24 protein-coding genes and 1 tRNA gene are annotated in these 20,587 nt (G+C 39.0%); 12 read left to right on the top strand and 13 right to left on the bottom strand.

Annotated elements, in window-relative coordinates:
- The first annotated feature begins 8 nt into the window (after nucleotides 1-8).
- Nucleotides 9-1,997 carry an acetate--CoA ligase gene (acs, locus tag QT74_RS02540; RefSeq protein ID WP_033764412.1) on the top strand — a complete coding sequence of 663 codons (1,989 nt, stop codon included), beginning with the start codon at nucleotides 9-11 and terminating at the stop codon, nucleotides 1,995-1,997.
- 107 nt (nucleotides 1,998-2,104) lie between these two features.
- Here acs and QT74_RS02545 read toward each other — a convergent pair whose 3' ends face one another.
- From QT74_RS02545 to QT74_RS02600, 12 genes are read right to left on the bottom strand one after another with little or no spacing between them, the layout of a single operon-like run.
- Nucleotides 2,105-2,545 (bottom strand): ribosome maturation factor RimP, encoded by a 441-nt coding sequence (locus tag QT74_RS02545; protein WP_033764414.1) that lies wholly within the window; start codon nucleotides 2,543-2,545, stop codon nucleotides 2,105-2,107.
- On the bottom strand, nucleotides 2,538-2,873 hold the full coding sequence (gene rbfA / locus QT74_RS02550) for a 30S ribosome-binding factor RbfA (RefSeq protein WP_033764416.1): 336 nt from the start codon (nucleotides 2,871-2,873) through the stop codon (nucleotides 2,538-2,540). Before rbfA ends, QT74_RS02545 begins: the two co-directional genes overlap by 8 nt.
- Complete coding sequence (gene infB / locus QT74_RS02555; RefSeq protein ID WP_033764419.1) at nucleotides 2,873-5,731, bottom strand: translation initiation factor IF-2; 2,859 nt, start codon at nucleotides 5,729-5,731, stop codon at nucleotides 2,873-2,875. Before infB ends, rbfA begins: the two co-directional genes overlap by 1 nt.
- Nucleotides 5,728-5,982: a DUF448 domain-containing protein gene (locus QT74_RS02560; RefSeq protein WP_001232508.1), complete on the bottom strand. Its 255-nt coding sequence runs from the start codon at nucleotides 5,980-5,982 to the stop codon at nucleotides 5,728-5,730. Before QT74_RS02560 ends, infB begins: the two co-directional genes overlap by 4 nt.
- A complete protein-coding gene (gene thrB / locus QT74_RS02565; RefSeq protein ID WP_033764421.1) occupies nucleotides 5,969-6,850 on the bottom strand; it encodes a homoserine kinase in 882 nt (293 codons plus the stop codon). Before thrB ends, QT74_RS02560 begins: the two co-directional genes overlap by 14 nt.
- Before the next feature lie 54 nt (nucleotides 6,851-6,904).
- Nucleotides 6,905-7,378 (bottom strand): tRNA threonylcarbamoyladenosine biosynthesis protein TsaB, encoded by a 474-nt coding sequence (locus QT74_RS02570; RefSeq protein WP_033764423.1) that lies wholly within the window; start codon nucleotides 7,376-7,378, stop codon nucleotides 6,905-6,907.
- Between the two features lie 21 nt (nucleotides 7,379-7,399).
- On the bottom strand, nucleotides 7,400-8,287 hold the full coding sequence (gene lpxC, locus QT74_RS02575; RefSeq protein WP_033764425.1) for a UDP-3-O-acyl-N-acetylglucosamine deacetylase: 888 nt from the start codon (nucleotides 8,285-8,287) through the stop codon (nucleotides 7,400-7,402).
- On the bottom strand, nucleotides 8,284-8,871 hold the full coding sequence (gene minC / locus QT74_RS02580; RefSeq protein ID WP_033764426.1) for a septum site-determining protein MinC: 588 nt from the start codon (nucleotides 8,869-8,871) through the stop codon (nucleotides 8,284-8,286). The genes lpxC and minC overlap by 4 nt, the downstream gene beginning before the upstream one ends.
- A 2-nt stretch (nucleotides 8,872-8,873) precedes the next feature.
- Nucleotides 8,874-10,196: a M23 family metallopeptidase gene (locus tag QT74_RS02585; RefSeq protein ID WP_033764428.1), complete on the bottom strand. Its 1,323-nt coding sequence runs from the start codon at nucleotides 10,194-10,196 to the stop codon at nucleotides 8,874-8,876.
- A 9-nt stretch (nucleotides 10,197-10,205) separates the two neighbouring features.
- Nucleotides 10,206-11,150, bottom strand: coding sequence for an outer membrane beta-barrel protein (locus QT74_RS02590; protein ID WP_033764430.1), 945 nt, complete (start codon nucleotides 11,148-11,150; stop codon nucleotides 10,206-10,208).
- An 8-nt stretch (nucleotides 11,151-11,158) separates the two neighbouring features.
- Nucleotides 11,159-11,986, bottom strand: coding sequence for an outer membrane beta-barrel protein (locus tag QT74_RS02595; RefSeq protein ID WP_033764432.1), 828 nt, complete (start codon nucleotides 11,984-11,986; stop codon nucleotides 11,159-11,161).
- Nucleotides 11,976-12,698, bottom strand: coding sequence for a hypothetical protein (locus QT74_RS02600; RefSeq protein ID WP_033764463.1), 723 nt, complete (start codon nucleotides 12,696-12,698; stop codon nucleotides 11,976-11,978). Before QT74_RS02600 ends, QT74_RS02595 begins: the two co-directional genes overlap by 11 nt.
- Before the next feature lie 148 nt (nucleotides 12,699-12,846).
- Between QT74_RS02600 and panB the strand changes: the two genes are divergently transcribed.
- The 9 genes from panB to QT74_RS02645 all read left to right on the top strand — a co-directional run bounded on the left by panB (nucleotide 12,847) and on the right by QT74_RS02645 (nucleotide 18,323).
- A complete protein-coding gene (gene panB, locus QT74_RS02605; protein ID WP_033764434.1) occupies nucleotides 12,847-13,659 on the top strand; it encodes a 3-methyl-2-oxobutanoate hydroxymethyltransferase in 813 nt (270 codons plus the stop codon).
- Nucleotides 13,659-14,669 (top strand): Holliday junction branch migration DNA helicase RuvB, encoded by a 1,011-nt coding sequence (gene ruvB / locus QT74_RS02610; RefSeq protein ID WP_000664534.1) that lies wholly within the window; start codon nucleotides 13,659-13,661, stop codon nucleotides 14,667-14,669. The genes panB and ruvB overlap by 1 nt, the downstream gene beginning before the upstream one ends.
- Nucleotides 14,670-14,736: 67 nt before the next feature.
- Nucleotides 14,737-15,234 (top strand): Sec-independent protein translocase protein TatB, encoded by a 498-nt coding sequence (gene tatB / locus QT74_RS02615; RefSeq protein WP_033764437.1) that lies wholly within the window; start codon nucleotides 14,737-14,739, stop codon nucleotides 15,232-15,234.
- Nucleotides 15,227-15,976 carry a twin-arginine translocase subunit TatC gene (gene tatC / locus QT74_RS02620; protein WP_033764439.1) on the top strand — a complete coding sequence of 250 codons (750 nt, stop codon included), beginning with the start codon at nucleotides 15,227-15,229 and terminating at the stop codon, nucleotides 15,974-15,976. Before tatB ends, tatC begins: the two co-directional genes overlap by 8 nt.
- Nucleotides 15,977-17,014, top strand: coding sequence for a tRNA preQ1(34) S-adenosylmethionine ribosyltransferase-isomerase QueA (queA, locus tag QT74_RS02625; protein WP_033764440.1), 1,038 nt, complete (start codon nucleotides 15,977-15,979; stop codon nucleotides 17,012-17,014).
- Nucleotides 17,011-17,547, top strand: coding sequence for a 16S rRNA (guanine(527)-N(7))-methyltransferase RsmG (rsmG, locus tag QT74_RS02630; RefSeq protein ID WP_033764442.1), 537 nt, complete (start codon nucleotides 17,011-17,013; stop codon nucleotides 17,545-17,547). Before queA ends, rsmG begins: the two co-directional genes overlap by 4 nt.
- A complete protein-coding gene (locus QT74_RS02635; RefSeq protein ID WP_000944365.1) occupies nucleotides 17,541-17,783 on the top strand; it encodes a PP0621 family protein in 243 nt (80 codons plus the stop codon). Before rsmG ends, QT74_RS02635 begins: the two co-directional genes overlap by 7 nt.
- 2 nt (nucleotides 17,784-17,785) lie before the next feature.
- Nucleotides 17,786-18,193, top strand: coding sequence for a hypothetical protein (locus QT74_RS02640; RefSeq protein ID WP_033764444.1), 408 nt, complete (start codon nucleotides 17,786-17,788; stop codon nucleotides 18,191-18,193).
- 42 nt (nucleotides 18,194-18,235) lie between these two features.
- A tRNA-Ser gene (locus QT74_RS02645) sits at nucleotides 18,236-18,323 on the top strand.
- Between the two features lies 1 nt (nucleotide 18,324).
- On the opposite strand, the gene QT74_RS02650 is transcribed toward QT74_RS02645, so the two are convergent.
- On the bottom strand, nucleotides 18,325-18,927 hold the full coding sequence (locus QT74_RS02650) for an outer membrane protein (protein WP_000291650.1): 603 nt from the start codon (nucleotides 18,925-18,927) through the stop codon (nucleotides 18,325-18,327).
- Between the two features lie 289 nt (nucleotides 18,928-19,216).
- Between QT74_RS02650 and QT74_RS02655 the strand changes: the two genes are divergently transcribed.
- Complete coding sequence (locus QT74_RS02655; protein WP_000772151.1) at nucleotides 19,217-19,591, top strand: chemotaxis response regulator CheY; 375 nt, start codon at nucleotides 19,217-19,219, stop codon at nucleotides 19,589-19,591.
- A 12-nt stretch (nucleotides 19,592-19,603) separates the two neighbouring features.
- Nucleotides 19,604-20,581, top strand: coding sequence for a 50S ribosomal protein L11 methyltransferase (gene prmA / locus QT74_RS02660; protein ID WP_195742335.1), 978 nt, complete (start codon nucleotides 19,604-19,606; stop codon nucleotides 20,579-20,581).
- The last annotated feature ends 6 nt before the right edge of the window (nucleotides 20,582-20,587 follow it).

A 20,587-nucleotide genomic window follows, 5' to 3' on the forward strand; every position in this document is an offset into this window, starting at 1 on the left:
GAGATGCGATGCAATTAGACGAAGATTTAGAATTCGCTAAAAAAATCTTTAACCCTAACAGAGCGTTTGCCAAGCAAGCCAGGATTAAAAACATGTGCGAATATAAAGATTTAGTGCATGAAGCCAATGAAGATTATGAACATTTTTGGGGCGAGTTAGCCAAGCAAAAACTCACATGGTTTAAACCTTTTGATAAGGTTTTAAACAGCGATAACGCCCCTTTTTTCAAATGGTTTGAAAACGGCAAAATCAATGTTTCTTACAATTGCATAGACAGGCATTTAAAAGACAAAAAAAATAAAGTGGCGATCATTTTTGAAGGGGAAATGGGGGATTATAATGTCATCACTTACAGAAAACTCCACTCTGAAGTCAATAAAACAGCCAACCTTTTAAAAAACGAATTCAATGTCAAAAAAGGCGACAGAGTCATTATCTATATGCCCATGATTGTAGAAAGCGTTTATATGATGCTCGCATGCGCTAGGATTGGAGCGATCCATAGCATCGTTTTTGCTGGGTTTAGCCCTGAAGCCTTAAGGGATAGGATCAACGACGCTCAAGCTAAATTAGTTATCACAGCGGACGGGACTTTTAGAAAAGGCAAACCTTACATGCTCAAGCCAGCCCTTGACAAGGCTCTAGAAAATAACGCCTGCCCTAGCGTGGAAAAAGCGCTCATTGTGATACGAAACGCCAGAGAGATTGACTATGTGAGAGGGCGCGATTTTGTCTATAATGAAATGGTCAATTACCAATCCGATAAATGCGAACCTGAAATGATGGACTCTGAAGATCCTTTATTCTTGCTCTATACAAGCGGATCAACCGGGAAACCTAAAGGCGTTCAACACAGCAGTGCAGGGTATTTGCTATGGGCGCAAATGACGATGGAGTGGGTTTTTGATATTAGAGATAACGATAATTTTTGGTGCACCGCTGATATTGGTTGGATCACAGGGCACACTTATGTGGTTTATGGACCTTTAGCTTGCGGGGCAACGACTTTGATACTAGAAGGCACGATGTCTTATCCGGATTATGGGAGATGGTGGAGAATGATAGAAGAATACCGCGTAGATAAATTCTACACTTCCCCCACCGCTATAAGAATGCTACATGCTAAAGGCGAAAACGAACCCTTAAAATATAATTTAGACTCACTCAAAGTTTTAGGAACGGTAGGAGAGCCCATTAACCCTACGGCATGGAAATGGTTTTATGAAAAAATCGGTAACTCAAAATGCAGTATCGTGGATACTTGGTGGCAAACAGAAACAGGCGGGCATATCATCAGCCCTTTACCGGGAGCTACGCCTATAAGGGCCAGCTGCGCGACTTTACCTTTGCCTGGAATCCATGCAGAAGTTTTAAACGAAGACGGCACCAAAACAAAGCCCGGAGAGCAAGGGTTTTTATGCATCACTAAGCCATGGCCTTCTATGGTAAGAAACATTTGGGGCGATGAAAAACGATACATTGATAGCTATTTTTCTCAGATCAAGTTGAATGGGGAATATGTCTACCTCTCTGGAGATGGCGCTATCGTGGATGAAAACGGATACATCACTATTATTGGGCGCACAGATGATATTGTGAATGTAAGTGGGCATAGGATTGGCACGGCTGAAGTGGAGAGCGCTATTTCCAAGCATGAAATGGTGGCTGAATGCGCGGTGGTGGGTGTCCCTGATGCGATTAAAGGAGAGGGCTTGTTTGCGTTTGTGGTGCTGTGCGATGGGGCTAAATGCAATCTTGGCGAGAGTTTAGAATTGTTAAAAGAAATGAATCATATCTTATCCGTTGAAATTGGAAAGATCGCTAAATTAGACAATGTCATGTATGTGCCGGGTTTGCCTAAAACTAGGAGCGGGAAAATCATGAGAAGGCTTTTGAAATCCATCGCCAAAAAAGAGCCCATCACTCAAGATTTAAGCACGCTAGAAGATGTGAATGTGGTCAAAGAAATAATGAGTATCGTTCAAATGGAAGAGTGAAATCTCAAAAATGCTTTTTGGCGTTTTTTAGCCAAATAATGAGAGTCCAGTTTCAATCAAGCGGTAATTTCTCATAAAGCGTAGGAACGCTACCGCTTTGCGTTATTTTACCACTCAAAAAGCGTTTTAACTTTCTTTAAATCCTTATATTCCACGCTTTTGATAGCGTGATCCTCTAATTCAAAATCCGCGCTCAAATCGTTAGCGTCTTTAAGGACGGCTTGAAAGCTTTCTTTATTGGTGAGTTTGACCTCCACTTTTTCGCCTAAAGAAAGCTTAAAGTGTTTGGGGGTTTTAAGCGTTCTTTCTAACCCCATAGAGCTCACTTCCAAAATATAAGCGTCTTGAATAAAATCGCACACATCTAATAAGGGCGAAATGATCTCGCTCACTTGTTGGCAAATGTCCAAACTAACCGCTCCATTAGGGTTTTTAAGGCTCACCCTTAAAACATGCTGCTCGTTTTCTTTAACCAAATTCACATCATAAAGCAAGTAACCCAAGCTTTCAATCACGCTCTCTATTTTCTCTTCTATTTTTTTAGTCATTATCTTTCCCTTTAGCGATTTTATTAAATATGGCGTCTAGGCGGAGCTGCTTTTCTAAACTATTGTCCAAAACAAAACTGAGTTTTGGGCATTTAAACCACCCGCTAGCTTGCAAAACAAACTGCCTGATAAGACCCTCAGCTTTTTTCAATTTAGAAAGGATTTTATGATCTTGTGAAAGCACAAACACAAAAGCGTGGTGCTTCCCTTTAGAGCATTCCACTTTAGTCACGCTTAAAGAATTCAACTCGCCATCATTCAAACTCGCTAAAGCCTCTTGTAGTAATTCTAAAAGATTGGATTCTAAGCGTTCTTTATGAGCGTTCATTAGAGAGTTCTTTTTTTATGGATTTCTTTATAGGTTTCAAACACATCGCCCACTTTAATCTCATTATAATTGTCTAGCATGATCCCGCACTCATAGCCCTTAGAAACTTCCTTCACATCATCTTTAAAGCGTTTCAAAGAAAGGATTTCGCCGGAATGAATCACCACGCCATCTCTAATCAAACGCGCCTTAATGCCACGAGCGATCACCCCATCGCTCACCACACACCCGGCTATCGTGCCTACTTTAGGGATATTAAAGGTTTCTCTCACTTCCGCTTGCCCGGTATGCTCTTCTTCAATAATAGGACTCATCAAGCCTAATAGCAGCGATCGCATTTCTTCAATCAAGGCATAAATCACCGTGTAAGTTTTAATGCTCACATTGTATTCTTTAGCCTTATTTTTCACATTACCGGTGGGGCGGATATTAAAGCCTAAGATCACCGCATGCTCACTGCTAGAAACCAGGCTCAAATCATTCTCAGTAATGCCCCCCACCCCTGAGTGGATCACTTGGATCGCTACCTCTTCGTTATTAAGCTCTAACAAGCTGTTTTTAATGGCTTCTAAGCTCCCTTGCGTATCCGCTTTAATGACTACAGGAATATTTTTCAATTCCTTATTAGCGACCATTTCTGAAAGCTCATCAAAAGACACTTTAGTGCTTTTACTCAGTGCTTTTTGGCGTAAATAAGTCGCCCTCTTTTGAGCTTGCAAGCGCGCGATGGAATCGTTTTCTACCGCTATTAAAACAGATCCCGCAGGAGGCACTTCGCTCAAGCCTGTGATGAGAGCCACCATAGAGGGTTTTAAATTTTGAATGCTCTTGCCTTGATCGTCAGTCATCGTTCTTACTTTACCAAACGCCGTTTCGGCAAAAAAACTATCCCCCACGCTCAAAGTCCCGCTTTGGACAATCACAGTGGCCACTGCCCCACGCCCTTTTTCCACGCTCCCTTCTAAAACAACCGCTCTAGCGCTGCCCTCTTCTATGGCTTTTAATTCCATAATATCCGCTTGGATAAGAATGGTTTCTAATAAATTGTCAATGCCATCGCCCGTTTTAGCTGAAACAGGGATAAACTCATGCTCTCCGCCCCAATCCACAGGGTTATAACCAAGTTCAGCGCATTCGGCTTTGAGTTTGTCCGGATTCACATTAGGCTTATCCATTTTATTCATCGCAAAAATCACAGGCACATTAGCGGCCCTTGCATGCTCTAAAGCTTCAATAGTCTGCTGCTTCACGCCATCATCAGCCGCTATCACAATCACTGCAATATCTGTAACTTGAGCCCCACGATTACGCATCTGGCTAAAAGCTTCATGCCCTGGGGTGTCAATGAAAGACACCCACTTATCATTCTTTTCTACCATGTAAGCGCCAATGTGCTGAGTGATCCCCCCAGCTTCAGTGTGAGCGACTCTTTTATCACGGATTTTATCCAGTAGTGAAGTTTTACCATGATCCACATGCCCCATGATAGTAACCACAGGCGGGCGCTCTTTTTTTACCCCCTCTAGCACTTCTTCTACTTCAAATTCTTCTAAGGTGTTTTGAACAGAAATTTCTAAATGGAACTCTTCGGCTAAAATTTCTATGCTATCCTTATCCAAAAAGTCGTTTTTAGTTACCATAAGCCCTAAATTAAAAAGGGTTTTAATCACATCAGCCAAATTCAAATTCGCTTTTTGCGCGAATTCATAGACGCGCACTTCTTCAGGGATTGCAATCGCGCTTTGGATCACTTTTTGGCTGTTATCGTTACGGAATGTGCGCTTTTTTTTGGATTGTCGTTTGATCCCGCTTTCATTCATCCAAGGGTTTTTCCTTTGGACGCGCACCCTGTCGTTGATATTTTGGCGTGCTTCTTTTTCTTCTTCTTCCTTATTGAAATTATCTTGTTCATGCAAATCAAACAACAAGATTTCATCGGTTTCATCATCATAAATATCATTGCCCTTAAAATCCCTCGCATCGCTAAAATCAATTTTATGGGATTTGTTGTTTTTGGCTGTGGGGGTGGCTTTGGGCTTACTGGGTTTTTTGGCTTTTTTAGCTTCTTGTTTGTCTTTTTCTTGCCATTCTTTTTTAATGTCTTCAAAAATAGCCGCCGCGCTTTGAGTGGGTTTTTTGTTTTCAATTACGCTGTTTTCAATTTCGTTTTCTGTTTCATCGTTGCGTTTAATCACCCTAAAACCGGTGCGTCTTTTAATGTTTTCATGGCGTTTGATCTCTTGCTCTTGCTTTTTAACTTCGCTGATTTCTTTTTTAGCGTTGTTAGCGTTACTGGCGTTGTTAGCATTGTTAGCGTTGTTAGTGTTATTAGTGTTGCTTTGGGTGAGCTTGTTTAGGGCTTCTCGGCTTTTTTGGATTTCTTGGAGCTTTTGCTTGGCTTTTTCTATTTGAGAGTGGCTAACCACTTTAGGGGTGTTTTCTACAGGGGGCGTTTGGTTTTCAAAAGTATTGACAATCTCTATTCCTCCCTTCTTTTTAGCAATGGGCGTGGGAGCTTCTTTTTTCTTTTCTTTAGTTTTTTTGGGCTTTGGCTGGCTTTTTTCTTCTTTTTTAGGCGTTTTGGAAACCTTTTTGTTAAGAGATTTAGACGCTACGGCTGTATTCAAATCGTCTTTATTGTCTTGTTCAGGATTTTTAGTGGGTTGATTGGCTTGTATTTGTTCTTTAATGCCATCCACAATGTATTTGTATAGCTTGCCTGCCTGCTCTGGGGTCATTTTAGAATTTGTCTTAAGCTCTAAACCAATATCTTTGGCTTGCTCGATCACATTTTTAAGCTCTTTTTGGGTCTTACCAAGCTCGGCTAAAAATTCTTTTAAATCAACCATCTCGCTCATGCTATGCTTCTCTCCTTAATCCAAGTAATGATGTTTTTGGTATCTTTTGGGGCGTTCTTTATTTTTGAAACCGCTTTCAACAACTTTTTTTCTCCATTTTTCAAACAATTTCCACACACATAAAAACTACGGCCTGTGCCATCAAACTCCATGATTTGATTTTCAAAGCTTTTCAAGCGCAACAAATCCTTTTGGGGTTGGCGCATTCTGCACGCCACACACATGCGGATTTTAATTTCAGTCTTTCTCAATAAGGACTCCATCATTGTCAAAATCTAAAACCGCTACCCTAAATTTAGGGAATTTCTTGCTCAAAACCTGCTTTAATTTAGGGGCGTCTTCTTCATAACACATGTTAAAAAACGACGAACCGCTCCCTGAAAGCGTGCTCATTAAGGCGTTATTTTCTAAAGCGAGCTTTTGGATCGCAAACAACACAGGATAAGTTTGCATGCGCTTGTTTTGATGCATCCTGTCTTTTGCACAACAACGCAATAAATCCCACTTGCCTTGCACAATCGCCATGGTCATCAAGCTCGCATGCGAAAGATTAAAAACGCTTTCTTGCACGCTGTAACGCTTGGGCAAAAGGTGGCGCGATTGCTTGGTGGAAATGGCTCTATTAGGGATCACCATCACCGCTTTTAAAAAAGAAGGGATTTTGGTTTTTAAACTTATCACTTTCTTTTTTTCCACAAACGCCGCATTATACCCCCCAAACACTGCCGGGGTGATATTATCCGGGTGGTTTTCATAAATTAAAGCGGCATTGACAATGTTTTCTCTGTCAAAAGGAAACCCTAAAAACGCAAACGCTGAAGCGACCGCCCCCACAATCATTGCCGAGCTAGACCCCATGCCCCTTGTAATAGGGACTTTATTATGCAATAAAAATTTAAACGATCCGTCATTGCCATGCTTTTTTAAAATCTCATAAAACACTTTAGTGAAAATATTGTTGGTTAAAAATTTAGGGATCCCTTCGCCCTCCCCAACCAATTTCACCGCATGAAAATTACTAGGCTCAATAAAAAAACGATTGCGTAAATTCAAGCTCAAACCCAAGCAATCAAAACCGGGGCCTAAATTCGCACTTGTTGCAGGAACACTCACTACCAAATTTTAAACCCCTATTTTTGATACCCTATTCTTTTTTTAAGTCCGTATTATACACTAAATAGGAGGCAAAATGTAAAACGGCGTGTTGGATTGGGTGAATTTGTCTTTCTCTAAAAAAGAGGGCAGCATGAAATCTTTTGGCGCAATTTTCAAATCTTTAAAATCGCTCAAGCTTTCCCTTTCTTTTGAAACAAAGTATTTATTGGCATACGCTAAAATGGGCGTGTTGTCGTTAAAATCAAAGCCTGTAGTTGAATAGAGTTCAAAGTCATGGATTAAAGCCAAAGTGTGTAAGAAAACATGCGTGAGCTTTAGGCTAGTGAAACTCCCTGGCCCTTTAGCGTAATAAACCCCTTTAATCGCCGGTAAAGTAGGGTTTTTAAAATCTTTGAATAATTGTGAAAAAACTTCCACTAAAGCTTCGCTTGTTTTTGATTTGGAAGTGTAAGAAGTGCATAAAAAATTGTTTTGATACACCCCAAGCAAAACCCCATCGCCTAAAGAGATAAGCACTAAATCCAATTCCAAAAAATAAACCCTAATTTAGGATTAAGCGAAAGCCTTTTGCAACGCAAATTCTTTAGCCGGATCCGTAGCGATCAAAACTTCGTAATTCTTAGCGTCCGCCAAAATGGCTTTAACCAACATGGAATTGAGCTTATGACTCCCTGAAAAAGAAGTGTATTTGCCCATTACAGGCATGCCTAAAACCATTAGATCCCCCATAGCGTCTAAAATCTTATGGCACACAAACTCCTTTTCGCATCTCAAGCCCTCTTTATTCAAAATGCTGTTTTCATCTAGCACGATGCAATTATTCAAACTCCCTCCTTTCGCCAAACCAATGGATCGCAAGTAATTCACTTCTTGCAAAAACCCAAAGGTGCGGGCTTTAGCGACTTGCTCTTTGTAAGCGGTTTTACTAAAGATGAAATGATGGGCTTGCTTAGCGATAACCGGATGGTTAAAATCAATCGTGAAATTCAAAGAAAGTTGGCTGTCTGGCTCAATTTTAACGAATTTATCGCCCTCTCTAACCTCAACGACTTGCTTGATTTCCATCACCTTTTTAGGAGCGTCTAATCCTTTAATCCCTGCTTCATCTAAAAGCATGCAATAAGTCAAAGCACTCCCATCCATGATAGGGATCTCTTCGTTATCCACAGAGATTTTAAGATTGTCAATGCCATACGCATGGATAGCTGAAAGCAAATGCTCAATCGTAGAAATTCTAGCGTTATCCTTACCCAACACGGTTGCCATTTTGGTATCCACGATGTTTTCAGGTTTTAAGGGGAGCTTCACGCCCAAATCAGAGCGGTAAAAAACAATGCCTTGATTTTCTCCTAAAGGCTCTAAAACAAGCTTCACAGGAACGCCCTTGTGCAAGCCTATCCCTACTAATTCCACAGAGTGGTTAATGGTTGTTTGTTTCATAATACTTCCTTTATGTCTAGTATATCGTCATTTTTAGTGATTATTTTAATATTTTTATTTACCAAAAGCCGTTCAATCTCTTTTAAAGATAAAATTTTATTTTGAAAAACGATTTGAGCGCTCTTGACTTCTTTTAAAATCAAGCACTCTCCAAAGCACACAATCGCCCCTTCGCAAACCCCATAAACCGACACACAGCCTTCTGAAATAATCTTCGCTCCATTGTGGATATTCCCCAAAAAAATAAGGTGGTTAGCGCTATAAATCTCTTCCCCACTCCTAATGTGGCGCTCATAAATCGTTGTTTTAGTTTCTGTTTTAGAATGATTGGGTTTTGAATGGTTGGTTTCTTCTTTTAAAGGCATGGTTTTGATATGGCGTCCGTTTAAAGCGCGATTCGTTTCTAAAAATAAAAGCTGGTGTTTGCGCAAAATGGCTTTGACTTCTGGTTCAATATCGTATTTAAAAATAATAAGAAAATATTGCAAAAGGGCATGGTTTTTTTCTAAAAATTCCATGACCGCTTCAGGATCTTGCTTTTCAATTTCAAACGCATGCACATTTTTTTGATTGGTTTTTAACATGACTATCCTTTCATTAAAAGCCGTTTGGCTTGCTCTATGGGAGTGATGATATTGGTTTTTATCCATTGCTCATTAAGCCATTCATTGGGCCGGACAAAAACCCCTTGCAAAAGCACCCCTAAATGCAACCCGCTCCCTAATTTCAAACCACTACTCCCCACGCTTTTATCATCTTTTAAATGAGCTAAAAAAACGCACAAACCTAACCCATAGCAATTGATTAAACTATTACCATAAAAATCGAACTCCCCCTTAAAAACCCTCTTCACAGATAAATCAAACGCTAAAGATAAATCCTTGCCAGGTATCAAATCCACCCCTAAATGCAAGAATTTAAACAACACCTGATTGTCCTTTAAGATACGCCGATTTTCTAAAAAATTGCTTGCCATTTTAAAAGGCCCGTTCAAGGGTTTTAGCGCTTGAAAATGGGAAAAATCCTTATAAAAATCCCCTTGCTCTAAAGCGATCTTTTGGATTTTTTCTAAATCTTTTAAGCGCGCGTTGGAAAACATTTCTAATAAAGTTTGCTCAGTGTGATTTTGAAATTTTTCTTGCTGTGCAATCTTATCTTTTAAGGCGTTTAAGTCTATATCTTTTTCCCTCACATGACGGGTTTTTCGCTTGAACAATAAAGGGGTGGTATTAGAGTTATAAGCTTTATCTTTAGCGACAATGAACGCCTTAAAATCCTTATTTTTATAAGACCAAGGCACTAGAGCGATAAAAACATTACGCTGTTTGAATTCTAAAAGCCTGAAAGCTTTAAAATCCTTTTTTTTGACGCGCACAAACGCTTGAGACAAATTCTTATCCAAAGCTTCAAAGACAACTACCGCGCTCCCTCCATAAGCGATGCTTGGAGAACGAGATAAAATAGTAATTGAGGGTTTTATCGTATCAACACACACTTCTTGTTTGAAAGACGCCTTATTGCCATTGAAAAAATTAGCATAACTCCAATCATTAGCTTGAATTTCATATAAAAGACACTTGTCTTCTAACCCCATGATTTCAGGCCTAATCAAAGGCACTTCCAAAGACTTGGGTTTATCCAATACCAGATTTTCTTTTTCATATAAGATCAAATTATCTTGCGTGGTTACTTTTAAATCATAGCGTTTGATGCCCTTTGGGGCTGCTATTTTAATCTTAATGGGTTTTTTTAAATCCCAAAAAAGCGCTTCATTATTGTCATTGAGCGCATCCTCTTTGTTGCTTAAACTAAAACTTAAAGCTTTGGTTTTTGTGATTAAAGCGTTAAAAATCAAATAACCCCCTAAAATCAAAACGACTAACGCTAAAATTTTAAACCTTAACTCCAAAATCAAGCCTTAAAAAATGAACGCATAATTCACTAATAAAAAACTGGATCGCTTGAACTGGTTGTTAGCTGAAATCAACAATCGTTCATTATCTTCTTTATTTTGATAGAGTGCTCCCTCTTCCACTCCCATTCTCAAATAGCTAATCGGTAATTTGGTGCCAATCTCTAAGCGGTGTTTCCTATAAAGCGTTAAACTCACGCCCACATTAAAAGTGTAATCCACTTCAATCAAAGACTTCCACAAAAAATTAGGGCTTGAATAGCCCCCCACCACCAAATTCCTCCCGTTTTGATTAGGCCTGTCTTGATAGAGCATAAGCCCTATCCCAAAACCCGCATAAACGCCTAAAAAATGCTTTTTAGTCTTAAAATCTAAAGGCATGTCAAACAACAAATCGGTATTGACAGCCCCTAAAACATAAATAAACGAGCCTACAGATTGCTTGCTTGCATTCTCTTTTAACACCCCTCCCCCAAGCAATAAATCCCCATAAAATCGTGTCCCAAAATAAGGCACAAAGTATTTTTGATACCCGAATTTAACGCTAATCATAGAAACAGGCGCGTTAATTTTAATATTATTTTTAAACGCGCTAGGGGCATTTGCGCCGTATCTGTCTAACATTTCCCCTTGATAAGACAAGTTAAGTTCCCCATAAGCATACCCACCCCCTAAAAAAACCCCACTCTTATCATCGGCTATGGAAAAAGATTTGAGTAATTTTTTTCTTTTCTTTGAAGAAATCTTTGGGTAAGTTCGCTCTAAATATTCTTCTTCAAACTTATCCTTATCCATCTCTTTGGGCGAAACCCCTTTTTCGGTGAGCTGTTGCTTTAAATGGTTTATTTTTTCGTCTAATTGTTGGTTTTCTTCTTCTAAATTGTCATAATCTGCTGCTTGAAGCCCCAGTATGAGCGCTAGATAAATCAAACCATATTTAAGTTTCAACATTTTAGCCTTTACAATAAATAGTTGTAACTAATATAATAAATATTAGTGCTTTTAAAATAATATAAAAAAGTTTGCGAAGTTTCTTTTAAGGGAGGCATTTTTAAGGCTAATTCAAAGCGGTGTTTGAGATTAAGCGTCATGCTCACCCCTAAATTTAACACCAGCCCAAAGGCGTTAGGCTGTGAATACCCTTTAACCTCTTTTAAATTTTGATGCATCCCATTCCACCCCACTCCAACGCCTCCAAATATCCCTAACGCAAACCTTTTTTCTTTGTCAATAGGCTTATCCATCAACAAATCAATGTTTAAGCTTGCGGTTTGATAAGAGGCTAAAGAATCGCTTTTAAACCCTTTCATCGCTCCTCCTAAATACTCCCCATAAAAGCGTAAGGCACTAATCCCGTTAGCAAAATACTTTTGATACCCGCTCCTTAAGCCATACAACAAAGGAGAAGCTTGAATATTGCTTAAAAGTTCAAACTTCTCATAAGAATGAGCGCTAACCCCTATATCGCCAAGGATTACGCCTATAAAAAAACCGCTCTTATTTTTAGCCATTTGTTGGAATAAGATGGCTTCATTTTTTTCATGCAATTCCCCTTTGAGCATGTAAAGCTGGCGTTTTTTCTTATGGATTTCTTCAAGCAGGCTTTTTTCATCAATATTCTTTTTAGCTTCCTTATTTTCTTCAAACTCTAGCGTTTGGGTGCGTTTTTCTTCCAAAAGAATGGGAGCGTCTTTAGGGGTATTTTCTTCAGTCATATTCTCTTCAGCGTGCAAGCTTAAAATAAAACCAAAGCATAAAATGAGATTTCTTATTTTTTTAGAACACATATTGATACCCAATGCTTGCTATAGCTCCCCACCAAGTCTCTTTTGAAGAATTGGATTGTAAAAAAGGGAAATTATTTAAAATTTTAAATTCAAATTCAATGCGGTTTTTTTCTAATACCGTTAGAGCCAATCCTGCGTTAAAAGACATCCCCCATTCCGCCGTATAATTCACCCCATGCGCTACAACCCCCAAGCCTAAACCCATATACCCCCCCATATAAAGGTATTTCCCCACAAAAGGCAAAGGAAAATCCAATAAAAAATCCCCATTCAACATGACCGATTGAAACCCCACGCTCCCAAAACCCGCTTTCTTAGGGGCCCCTCCATAATATTGGATATAAATGCGCCTGCCAATGATATTAGGCCTAACCAAGCGCGCAAAAAACGACGGCCTAAAGGTTTGATAGCCAAAACGCAAGCCATAAGCAAACAAATAATTTAAAATATTCCCGGTAATGCTAGAGCTGTTGGTTTTAACCATGATTTCATGGTTATAAAAAAACCCGGTATTGATCCCTAAAATAAGCCCGCTTTTAGCGTTCGCCCTTTTTAAGTCTCTGATCAATTCCTCAACTTCTTTATCTTCATAAGCTTTATAATACTTGATATATTTGTAGTATTTTGGGTCTAGGGTGTCATAATCAAGCGCACTCAATCCCGCATAAAACCCCATTAAAGACCATAAAATAGCTCGTTTCTTAAGACCCAAAATCGCCAAATCCCTTGAATTGTTTGTTAAAATTTTCTCTCAATTATACTAAAATAATTAAAATGACCGGTTAAAATGGAGTAAAATTTTTACCCACCCCAATAAAGTCATGCTACAATGCCACTATATTTAACACTTAGGATTCTTAATGAGCATGCAAACCGCCCCAATTAAAAAAATCACTCTCAACCACCTCCAAGCTAAAAAAAATCAAGAAAAAATCATTGCTATTACCGCTTATGACGCGCTGTTCGCTCAAATATTTGATCCGCTAGTGGATGTGATTTTAGTGGGCGATAGTTTGAATATGAGTTTTTTCAACCAAAACGACACTTTAAGCGCGAGTGTGGGAATGATGCTCTATCACACCAAAGCCGTGTGCGCAGGCGCTAAGACTCCTTTTATCATCACAGACATGCCTTTTGGAAGCTATAAAGATGAAAAAACAGCCCTAAAAAACGCCATTAGGGTTTATAAAGAAACCCAAGCGAGCGCGATCAAACTAGAGGGGGGGAAAGAAAAAGCGAAACTGGTTAAAACGCTCACTGATGAGGGCGTTATCGTGGTAGGACACATCGGCTTGATGCCCCAATTCGTGCGTCTTGATGGAGGTTATAAGATTAAGGGCAAAAATGAAGAACAGCAAAAAAAGCTTTTAGAAGACGCCTTGAGCTTAGAAGAAGCCGGGGTAGGTTTGTTGGTTTTAGAGGGTATAACCGCCCCTATCGCTCAAAAAATCACGCAAAAAATCAAAATCCCCACGATCGGCATAGGGAGCGGTAAGGATTGCGACGGGCAGATTTTAGTGTGGAGCGATATGTTAGGCTTTTTTGATAGCTTTAAGCCTAAATTCGTGCGAGAATACCTCAAAGGGAAAGAATTGGTTCAAAACGCTATCAAACAATACGCTGATGATGTGAAAAAGGGAAACTTCCCTAACGAATTAGAAAGTTATCATTAATGAAAGAACGGATAGTCAATTTAGAAACTTTGGATTTTGAAACTTCTCAAGAAGTGAGTTTGCGCCCTAGTCTTTGGGAAGATTTTATCGGTCAAGAAAAGATTAAAAGCAACTTGCAAATTTCTATTTGCGCGGCTAAAAAACGCCAAGAAAGTTTGGATCACATGCTCTTTTTTGGCCCGCCCGGTTTGGGTAAAACTTCAATCAGCCATATCATCGCTAAAGAAATGGAAACCAATATCAAAATCACCGCCGCTCCCATGATAGAAAAAAGCGGTGATTTAGCCGCCATTTTGACGAATTTGCAAGCTAAAGACATTCTTTTTATTGATGAAATCCACCGGCTCAGCCCAGCGATTGAAGAGGTTTTATACCCGGCGATGGAAGATTTCAGGCTGGATATTATCATAGGCTCAGGCCCAGCGGCTCAAACCATTAAAATTGATTTACCCCCTTTCACCCTCATCGGCGCTACCACTAGAGCCGGAATGCTCTCTAACCCCTTAAGAGACAGATTTGGCATGAGTTTTAGAATGCAATTTTATAGCCCTAGCGAACTGGCCCTTATCATCAAAAAAGCCGCCGTTAAACTCAACCAAGACATCAAAGAAGAAAGCGCTGATGAAATCGCTAAAAGGAGTAGAGGCACGCCAAGGATCGCTTTAAGGCTTTTAAAAAGGGTGCGCGATTTTGCGCTCGTTAAAAATTCAAGCTTGATGGATTTAAACATCACTTTGCATGCTTTGAATGAATTAGGCGTGAATGAATTGGGCTTTGATGAAGCGGATTTGGCGTATTTATCTTTGTTGGCTAACGCTCAAGGACGGCCGGTGGGTTTGAACACGATTGCAGCGTCTATGAGAGAAGATGAAGGCACGATTGAAGATGTGATTGAGCCTTTTTTACTCGCTAATGGTTATTTAGAGCGCACCGCTAAAGGCAGAATCGCCACGCCTAAAACCCATGCGCTTTTAAAAATCCCCACTTTAAAGTCTCAAACTTTATTTTAACCTTGTTTAGAAAGAAAATTACACTACAATAACGATAAAATTTTAAAGGGTGTGAAAGTAGATTATTATGTTTGGCATGGGCTTTTTTGAAATCCTTGTGGTGCTGATTGTAGCGATTATTTTTTTAGGGCCAGAAAAATTCCCCCAGGCTGTCGTGGATGTGGTGAAGTTTTTTCGTGCGGTTAAAAAAACGCTCAATGACGCTAAGGACACTTTAGATAAAGAAATCAATATTGAAGAAATCAAAAAAGAAACCCTAGAGTATCAAAAGCTCTTTGAAAACAAAGTGGAGAGTCTTAAGGGCGTTAAGATTGAAGAATTAGAAGACGCTAAAGTGACTGCAGAAAAGGAGATTAAAAGCATTCAGGATTTGATGCAAGATTACCAACAAAGCCTAGAAACCAACACAATCCCTAACCATTTAAATGAAGAAGTTTCCAATGAAGAAGTTTCCAATGAAGAAGCCTTAAACAAAGAAGTTTCAAGCGATGAATCTCCTAAAGAAGTCCAATTAGCAACCGATAACAACGCCAAAGAACACGACAAAGAAAAAGAGCATGTTTGAAGATTTAAAACCGCATTTACAGGAATTAAGAAAGCGTTTGATGGTTTCTGTAGGAACGATTTTAGTGGCGTTTTTGGGGTGTTTTCATTTTTGGAAAAATATTTTTGAATTTGTTAAAAATTCTTATAAAGGCACGCTCATTCAGCTCTCCCCTATTGAAGGGGTCATGGTAGCGGTTAAAATCAGTTTTTCAGCCGCTATCGTCATTTCCATGCCCATTATTTTTTGGCAATTGTGGCTCTTTATCGCTCCAGGGCTTTATAAGAATGAAAAAAAAGTGATTTTGCCTTTTGTGTTTTTTGGGAGTGGGATGTTTTTAATGGGGGCGGCGTTTTCTTATTATGTGGTGTTCCCTTTCATCATTGAATACTTGGCCACTTTTGGGAGCGATGTCTTTGCGGCTAATATTTCTGCGTCCAGTTACGTGAGCTTTTTCACACGCTTGATTTTAGGCTTTGGCGTGGCGTTTGAATTGCCTGTTTTGGCGTATTTTTTGGCTAAAGTGGGCTTGATTACCGATGCGAGTTTGAAAGCGTATTTCAAATACGCTATTGTAGTGATTTTTATTGTAGCAGCGATTATCACTCCTCCTGATGTGGTGAGTCAAATCTTTATGGCATTGCCTTTAGTGGGGCTTTATGGGCTTTCTATTTTAATCGCCAAAATAGTCAATCCGGCTCCCAAAGATAACGAAAATAACAACGAAAATGACACCAAAGAGAATACAAAGAGCGAGTCGTAGTTGAAAGAATTTGATTTAGAAAGCTATGATTATCATTTGCCTAAGGAATTGATCGCCAACTACCCCGTTTTGCCCAAAGAAAAGGCTAAATTACTCGTCTATGAAAGGCGTTCGCAAAAAATCACGCACACCACTTTTGAACATGTTTTAGATTTTTTCCCTAAAAACGCCCTTATTGTGTTGAACGACACTAAAGTGATGAAGGCCAGGCTTTTTGGATCTAAGCATGCCTTTTTGCCATCAAAAACGACCGAAGTGTTTTTCCACCGCTTTTTTAAAGACAATACCGCCCTAACTCAAATTAAGGGTAAGATCAAAGTGGGGGATAAAATCTTTTTTGATGCAAATTATCACGCTGAAGTCTTGGAATTGCTTCATAACGGCCAGCGCTTGATCGCTTTTTATGACAATAAAACCCCCTTAAATCAAGAAAATATCTTAAAACTTTTAGAGCAATACGGGCATATGCCCTTACCCCCTTATATTAAAAGAGCCGATGAAAGTTTGGATGCGCATGAATACCAGAGCGTGTTCGCTAAACACAACGGCGCGGTGGCTGCCCCTACAGCGTCATTGCATTTTTCTCAAAATACCTTAGAAAAATTATTGAAAGGTTTCAAGCACGCTTTTTTAACCTTGCATGTGGGGGCTGGGACTTTTCTTGGCGTGGAAACTAAAGACATTAGAGAGCATCAAATCCATACAGAAGTTTTACGCATTCCTAAAAAGAGCCAAGAAATTTTGCAAAAATCCCAAGAGATTTTATGCATCGGAACGACCGCTTTAAGGAGCGTGGAATACTTTAAGCGTTTAGAAAACCCTAATCAAGAGGCGTTTGAATGCGATATATTCTTGCACCTTGCTAATCCTATTTTGCATGTTAATTATTTGCTCACTAATTTCCATTTGCCCAAATCAAGCCTTTTAATGCTTGTGAGTGCGATGATAGGTTTAGAAAAAACCAAAGAAATCTACAAAATAGCCATAGAAAAGAAGTATCGTTTTTATTCTTATGGCGATGGGATGCTGATTTTATGAACCCCTTATTGCAAGATTATGCGCGCATCCTTTTAGAATGGAATCAAACGCACAACTTGAGCGGCGCGAAACGTTTAAGCGAGTTAGAACCCCAGATCACAGACGCTCTAAAACCCTTAGAATTTGTCAAAGATTTTAAAAGCTGCTTGGATATTGGGAGCGGGGCGGGACTTCCTGCTATCCCTTTAGCCCTTGAAAAACCTGAAGTCAAATTCATTCTTTTAGAGCCAAGAATAAAAAGAGCGGCCTTTTTAAACTACCTTAAAAGCGTTTTGCCTTTAAAAAACATTGAAATCATTAAAAAGCGTTTAGAAGATTATCAAAATCTTTTACAAGTGGATTTGATCACTTCTAGAGCGGTCGCTAGCTCTTCTTTTTTGATAGAAAAAAGCCAACGCTTCCTAAAAGATAAGGGGTATTTTTTATTCTATAAAGGCGAGCAGTTAAAAGATGAAATCGCTTATAAAGACACTGAATGCTTTATGCATCAAAAACGTGTTTATTTTTACAAATCAAAGGAAAGTTTATGTTAAGAATTTTAATCCCCCTACTCATTATTGTATGGATTTTATGGCGTTTGTTTTTGAGACAAAAACCCCACAAAGACGACCCCAAAGACAACCACTCTTACACGCAACAAACCCCTAAAGAATTAGAAGATCACATGATTGTATGCTCTAAATGCCAAACCTATGTCTCTAGCAAAGACGCTATTTATAGCGGGGCAGTGGCGTATTGCAGTGAAACTTGTTTGAAGGATAAGAGATAAAAATGCTTATTTTAGGACACCCTTTAATCCCTAGCGATCGTTTTATTTTCATTAAAAACACCGATGCTATTCATTCCAGCACCAATAACGATATAGTGTGTTTTGAAGCGCACCCAAAAAATTTGGAATTAGCTAAGTATTGCTGTGAAAATAGCGTCCATTTTAGCGTGATCTTTTTATCGCACAAGATAGAAACGGACGCCTTTTTTTTATTCAACGCTTTCAAACCGCTTTATTGTATTTTTAAGGATATTAAGCAAGCCATACTCGCCCAACAACACGCCACGAATTACTTATTAGATACCAAAATCTTATTTTTTATGGATTTAAACGATACAGAGTTGTGGGAAATTTGCGCTAAAAATCAAATAGATGGCGTTATTTCTAAAGATTCACTCCTTTTAAAATAAGCCCTTTTTAAACAAATCTTAGTTATAATAAGCCCCTTTTAAGGGGAGATGTCCGAGTGGTTGAAGGAGCACGCCTGGAACGCGTGTAAGGTGCAAGCCTTCGAGGGTTCGAATCCCTCTCTCTCCGCCATTTAAAAATGCCACGAATGCGAAATAAAAAACAAAAAGCTCCTTTCAAACAAACTGCGCCTTTCAGGGGTTAGAAAGATTTTCATGCCAATTTCTACATCCACCTTATGATACAAAACGATCGTGCGAAACTGCACCCCAAATTTCCCGATAGCCCTGAAATAAGTGTTACGAAAATTGAAATCTTTTAATGAATCCCAAGTATTCACCACCAAATCTTTGACTTTATTGTTGAGTATCCATGTGTTAGCGGCCAGTTGCAAGCCAAAGAAAAAAGCCCAGCGGTTGATAGGGTTTTTAGCGTAAGCGACCATAAAATCCCCTCCCACCCCATAAGTGAACATGTTCGCCTGCAAAGTAGAGTCATTATTAAAAAGCACATTACCATAATCTATAAAGAAATAATACCTAGAATAAGCCCAATCGTTTTTAGGATTCACTTCATAGCCTTGAAGGATTGAAGCCCCTTGTAAAAGCTTGTTAGTGTTTAAAGGGCGCATAAACACCGTGCCTATTTGATAAGAAGAAGACATGTAACTCAAATTTTCAGCATTTAAAATATTTAAAAAACTTATAACCAGTATTAAAATTCTTAAATAATACACTTACTTGTAAAATCCTTGTCTTTCTTTTTTCAAACCATCCAATGACCCTTTATCGCACTCAAAAGTTATTTTATTACTTTTAAACTATTATGATAGCAAACAAACTGAATTTTTTTACAAATGAGAACGCTCATTAAACGCTCCATTTAGCCAATGATTATTGTTGGTCAAGGTAATTTTAATCAAAACATGCTATTATTTGGAATGATTTATTATTATAAGGCGTTAGAGACGCTTTGGCTGTTTAAAAAGAGCCTAATTTAAATGCAATCTTAAAAGGAGAAGCACTTTGAAACTACTAGTAGTAGATGATAGCTCAACTATGAGAAGAATTATTAAAAACACACTTTCACGCTTAGGCTATGAAGATGTTTTAGAAGCTGAGCATGGGGTGGAAGCTTGGGAGAAACTAGACGCTAATGCAGACACTAAGGTGCTTATCACAGATTGGAACATGCCTGAAATGAACGGGTTGGATCTCGTTAAAAAGGTGCGCTCTGATAGCCGTTTTAAAGAAATCCCTATTATTATGATCACCACAGAGGGCGGTAAGGCCGAAGTCATTACTGCTTTGAAAGCGGGCGTAAACAACTACATTGTGAAGCCTTTTACCCCCCAAGTTTTGAAAGAAAAATTAGAGGTTGTTTTAGGGACAAACGATTGAGTGTTAAAACCAATGTATTATGAGTTTTTCTTTATATTCCCTAAGGAACGAGAGCTTTTTGAAAGCTTTCTTTTAGACGCCACGCACCTAGCCTTAGAAGAATCAAGCTTAGAAAGTTTAAAAGCGTTTGACGATAAAGAAACCATTGGATTTATAAGCCAATCCAGTTGGCGTTATTTCGCCACTCATGATCCTTTAAAAGAAAATTTAAAAGAAAAACCCCCACATCTCAAAAATTTCGTTATTTTACGCTCTGAAAAGGATTTGAGCGATTCGCTTTTTCCGGCGTTAGAAGCGTTTTGTTTGAACTTAAAACAAAACCTGCAAAGTGAGTTTGATTTTTTCTATCTTTCACGCAATCTGGCTTCAAAAGACTGGCTAGAAGCCTACAAACAAGCTATTTTGCCGGTGCAATGCGCCAAATTTTACATACACCCTAGCTGGCATCAAAAGCCAAGCCATGTTGTTACAAATGATTGCATAATGATCGATCCGGCTTTGGCCTTTGGATCAGGCCATCATGAAAGCACTTCTATGTGTTTGGAATTGCTCTCTAACCTCGATTTAAAACGCAAAAACGCTTTAGATGTGGGCTGTGGGAGCGGGATTTTAAGCATCGCTTTAAAAAAACAAGGCGTTAGCACTTTAGTAGCTTGCGATACGGATAGTTTAGCCGTTGAAGAAACCCTAAAAAATTTTAGCTTGAATCAAATACCCCTACTAGCGCAAGATAAAGTCATTTGTGGCTCTACGCAAAAAATTGAAGGGCGTTTTGATATTATTGTGGCGAACCTTACCGCTGATGTGATTAAGAGTTTGTATAGTGAATTTGTGCGGCTTTGTAACCACACTCTTATTTTATCAGGGATTTTAGAAACCCATTTAAACTCTGTTTTACAGATCTATTATAATGGATTTGAGGTTTTAGAACAGCGACAGCGTAACGAATGGGTCGCTCTAAAATTGCTTAAAAAACAACCAATAAATTAAGGATTA

It is taken from the genome of Helicobacter pylori SA213A (genome assembly GCF_000476275.1).
In the GTDB taxonomy this organism is placed as follows: domain Bacteria; phylum Campylobacterota; class Campylobacteria; order Campylobacterales; family Helicobacteraceae; genus Helicobacter; species Helicobacter pylori_CL.

Bases quoted from the DNA above. Each gene is read 5' to 3' on its own strand.
- acs (WP_033764412.1), top strand. From the start codon at position 9: ATGCAATTAGACGAAGATTTAGAATTCGCTAAAAAAATCTTTAACCCT.
- QT74_RS02545 (WP_033764414.1), bottom strand. From the start codon at position 2,545: ATGACTAAAAAAATAGAAGAGAAAATAGAGAGCGTGATTGAAAGCTTG.
- rbfA (WP_033764416.1), bottom strand. From the start codon at position 2,873: ATGAACGCTCATAAAGAACGCTTAGAATCCAATCTTTTAGAATTACTA.
- infB (WP_033764419.1), bottom strand. From the start codon at position 5,731: ATGAGCGAGATGGTTGATTTAAAAGAATTTTTAGCCGAGCTTGGTAAG.
- lpxC (WP_033764425.1), bottom strand. From the start codon at position 8,287: ATGAAACAAACAACCATTAACCACTCTGTGGAATTAGTAGGGATAGGC.
- minC (WP_033764426.1), bottom strand. From the start codon at position 8,871: ATGTTAAAAACCAATCAAAAAAATGTGCATGCGTTTGAAATTGAAAAG.
- QT74_RS02590 (WP_033764430.1), bottom strand. From the start codon at position 11,150: ATGTTGAAACTTAAATATGGTTTGATTTATCTAGCGCTCATACTGGGG.
- QT74_RS02595 (WP_033764432.1), bottom strand. From the start codon at position 11,986: ATGTGTTCTAAAAAAATAAGAAATCTCATTTTATGCTTTGGTTTTATT.
- panB (WP_033764434.1), top strand. From the start codon at position 12,847: ATGAGCATGCAAACCGCCCCAATTAAAAAAATCACTCTCAACCACCTC.
- ruvB (WP_000664534.1), top strand. From the start codon at position 13,659: ATGAAAGAACGGATAGTCAATTTAGAAACTTTGGATTTTGAAACTTCT.
- tatB (WP_033764437.1), top strand. From the start codon at position 14,737: ATGTTTGGCATGGGCTTTTTTGAAATCCTTGTGGTGCTGATTGTAGCG.
- tatC (WP_033764439.1), top strand. From the start codon at position 15,227: ATGTTTGAAGATTTAAAACCGCATTTACAGGAATTAAGAAAGCGTTTG.
- rsmG (WP_033764442.1), top strand. From the start codon at position 17,011: ATGAACCCCTTATTGCAAGATTATGCGCGCATCCTTTTAGAATGGAAT.
- QT74_RS02635 (WP_000944365.1), top strand. From the start codon at position 17,541: ATGTTAAGAATTTTAATCCCCCTACTCATTATTGTATGGATTTTATGG.
- QT74_RS02640 (WP_033764444.1), top strand. From the start codon at position 17,786: ATGCTTATTTTAGGACACCCTTTAATCCCTAGCGATCGTTTTATTTTC.
- prmA (WP_195742335.1), top strand. From the start codon at position 19,604: ATGTATTATGAGTTTTTCTTTATATTCCCTAAGGAACGAGAGCTTTTT.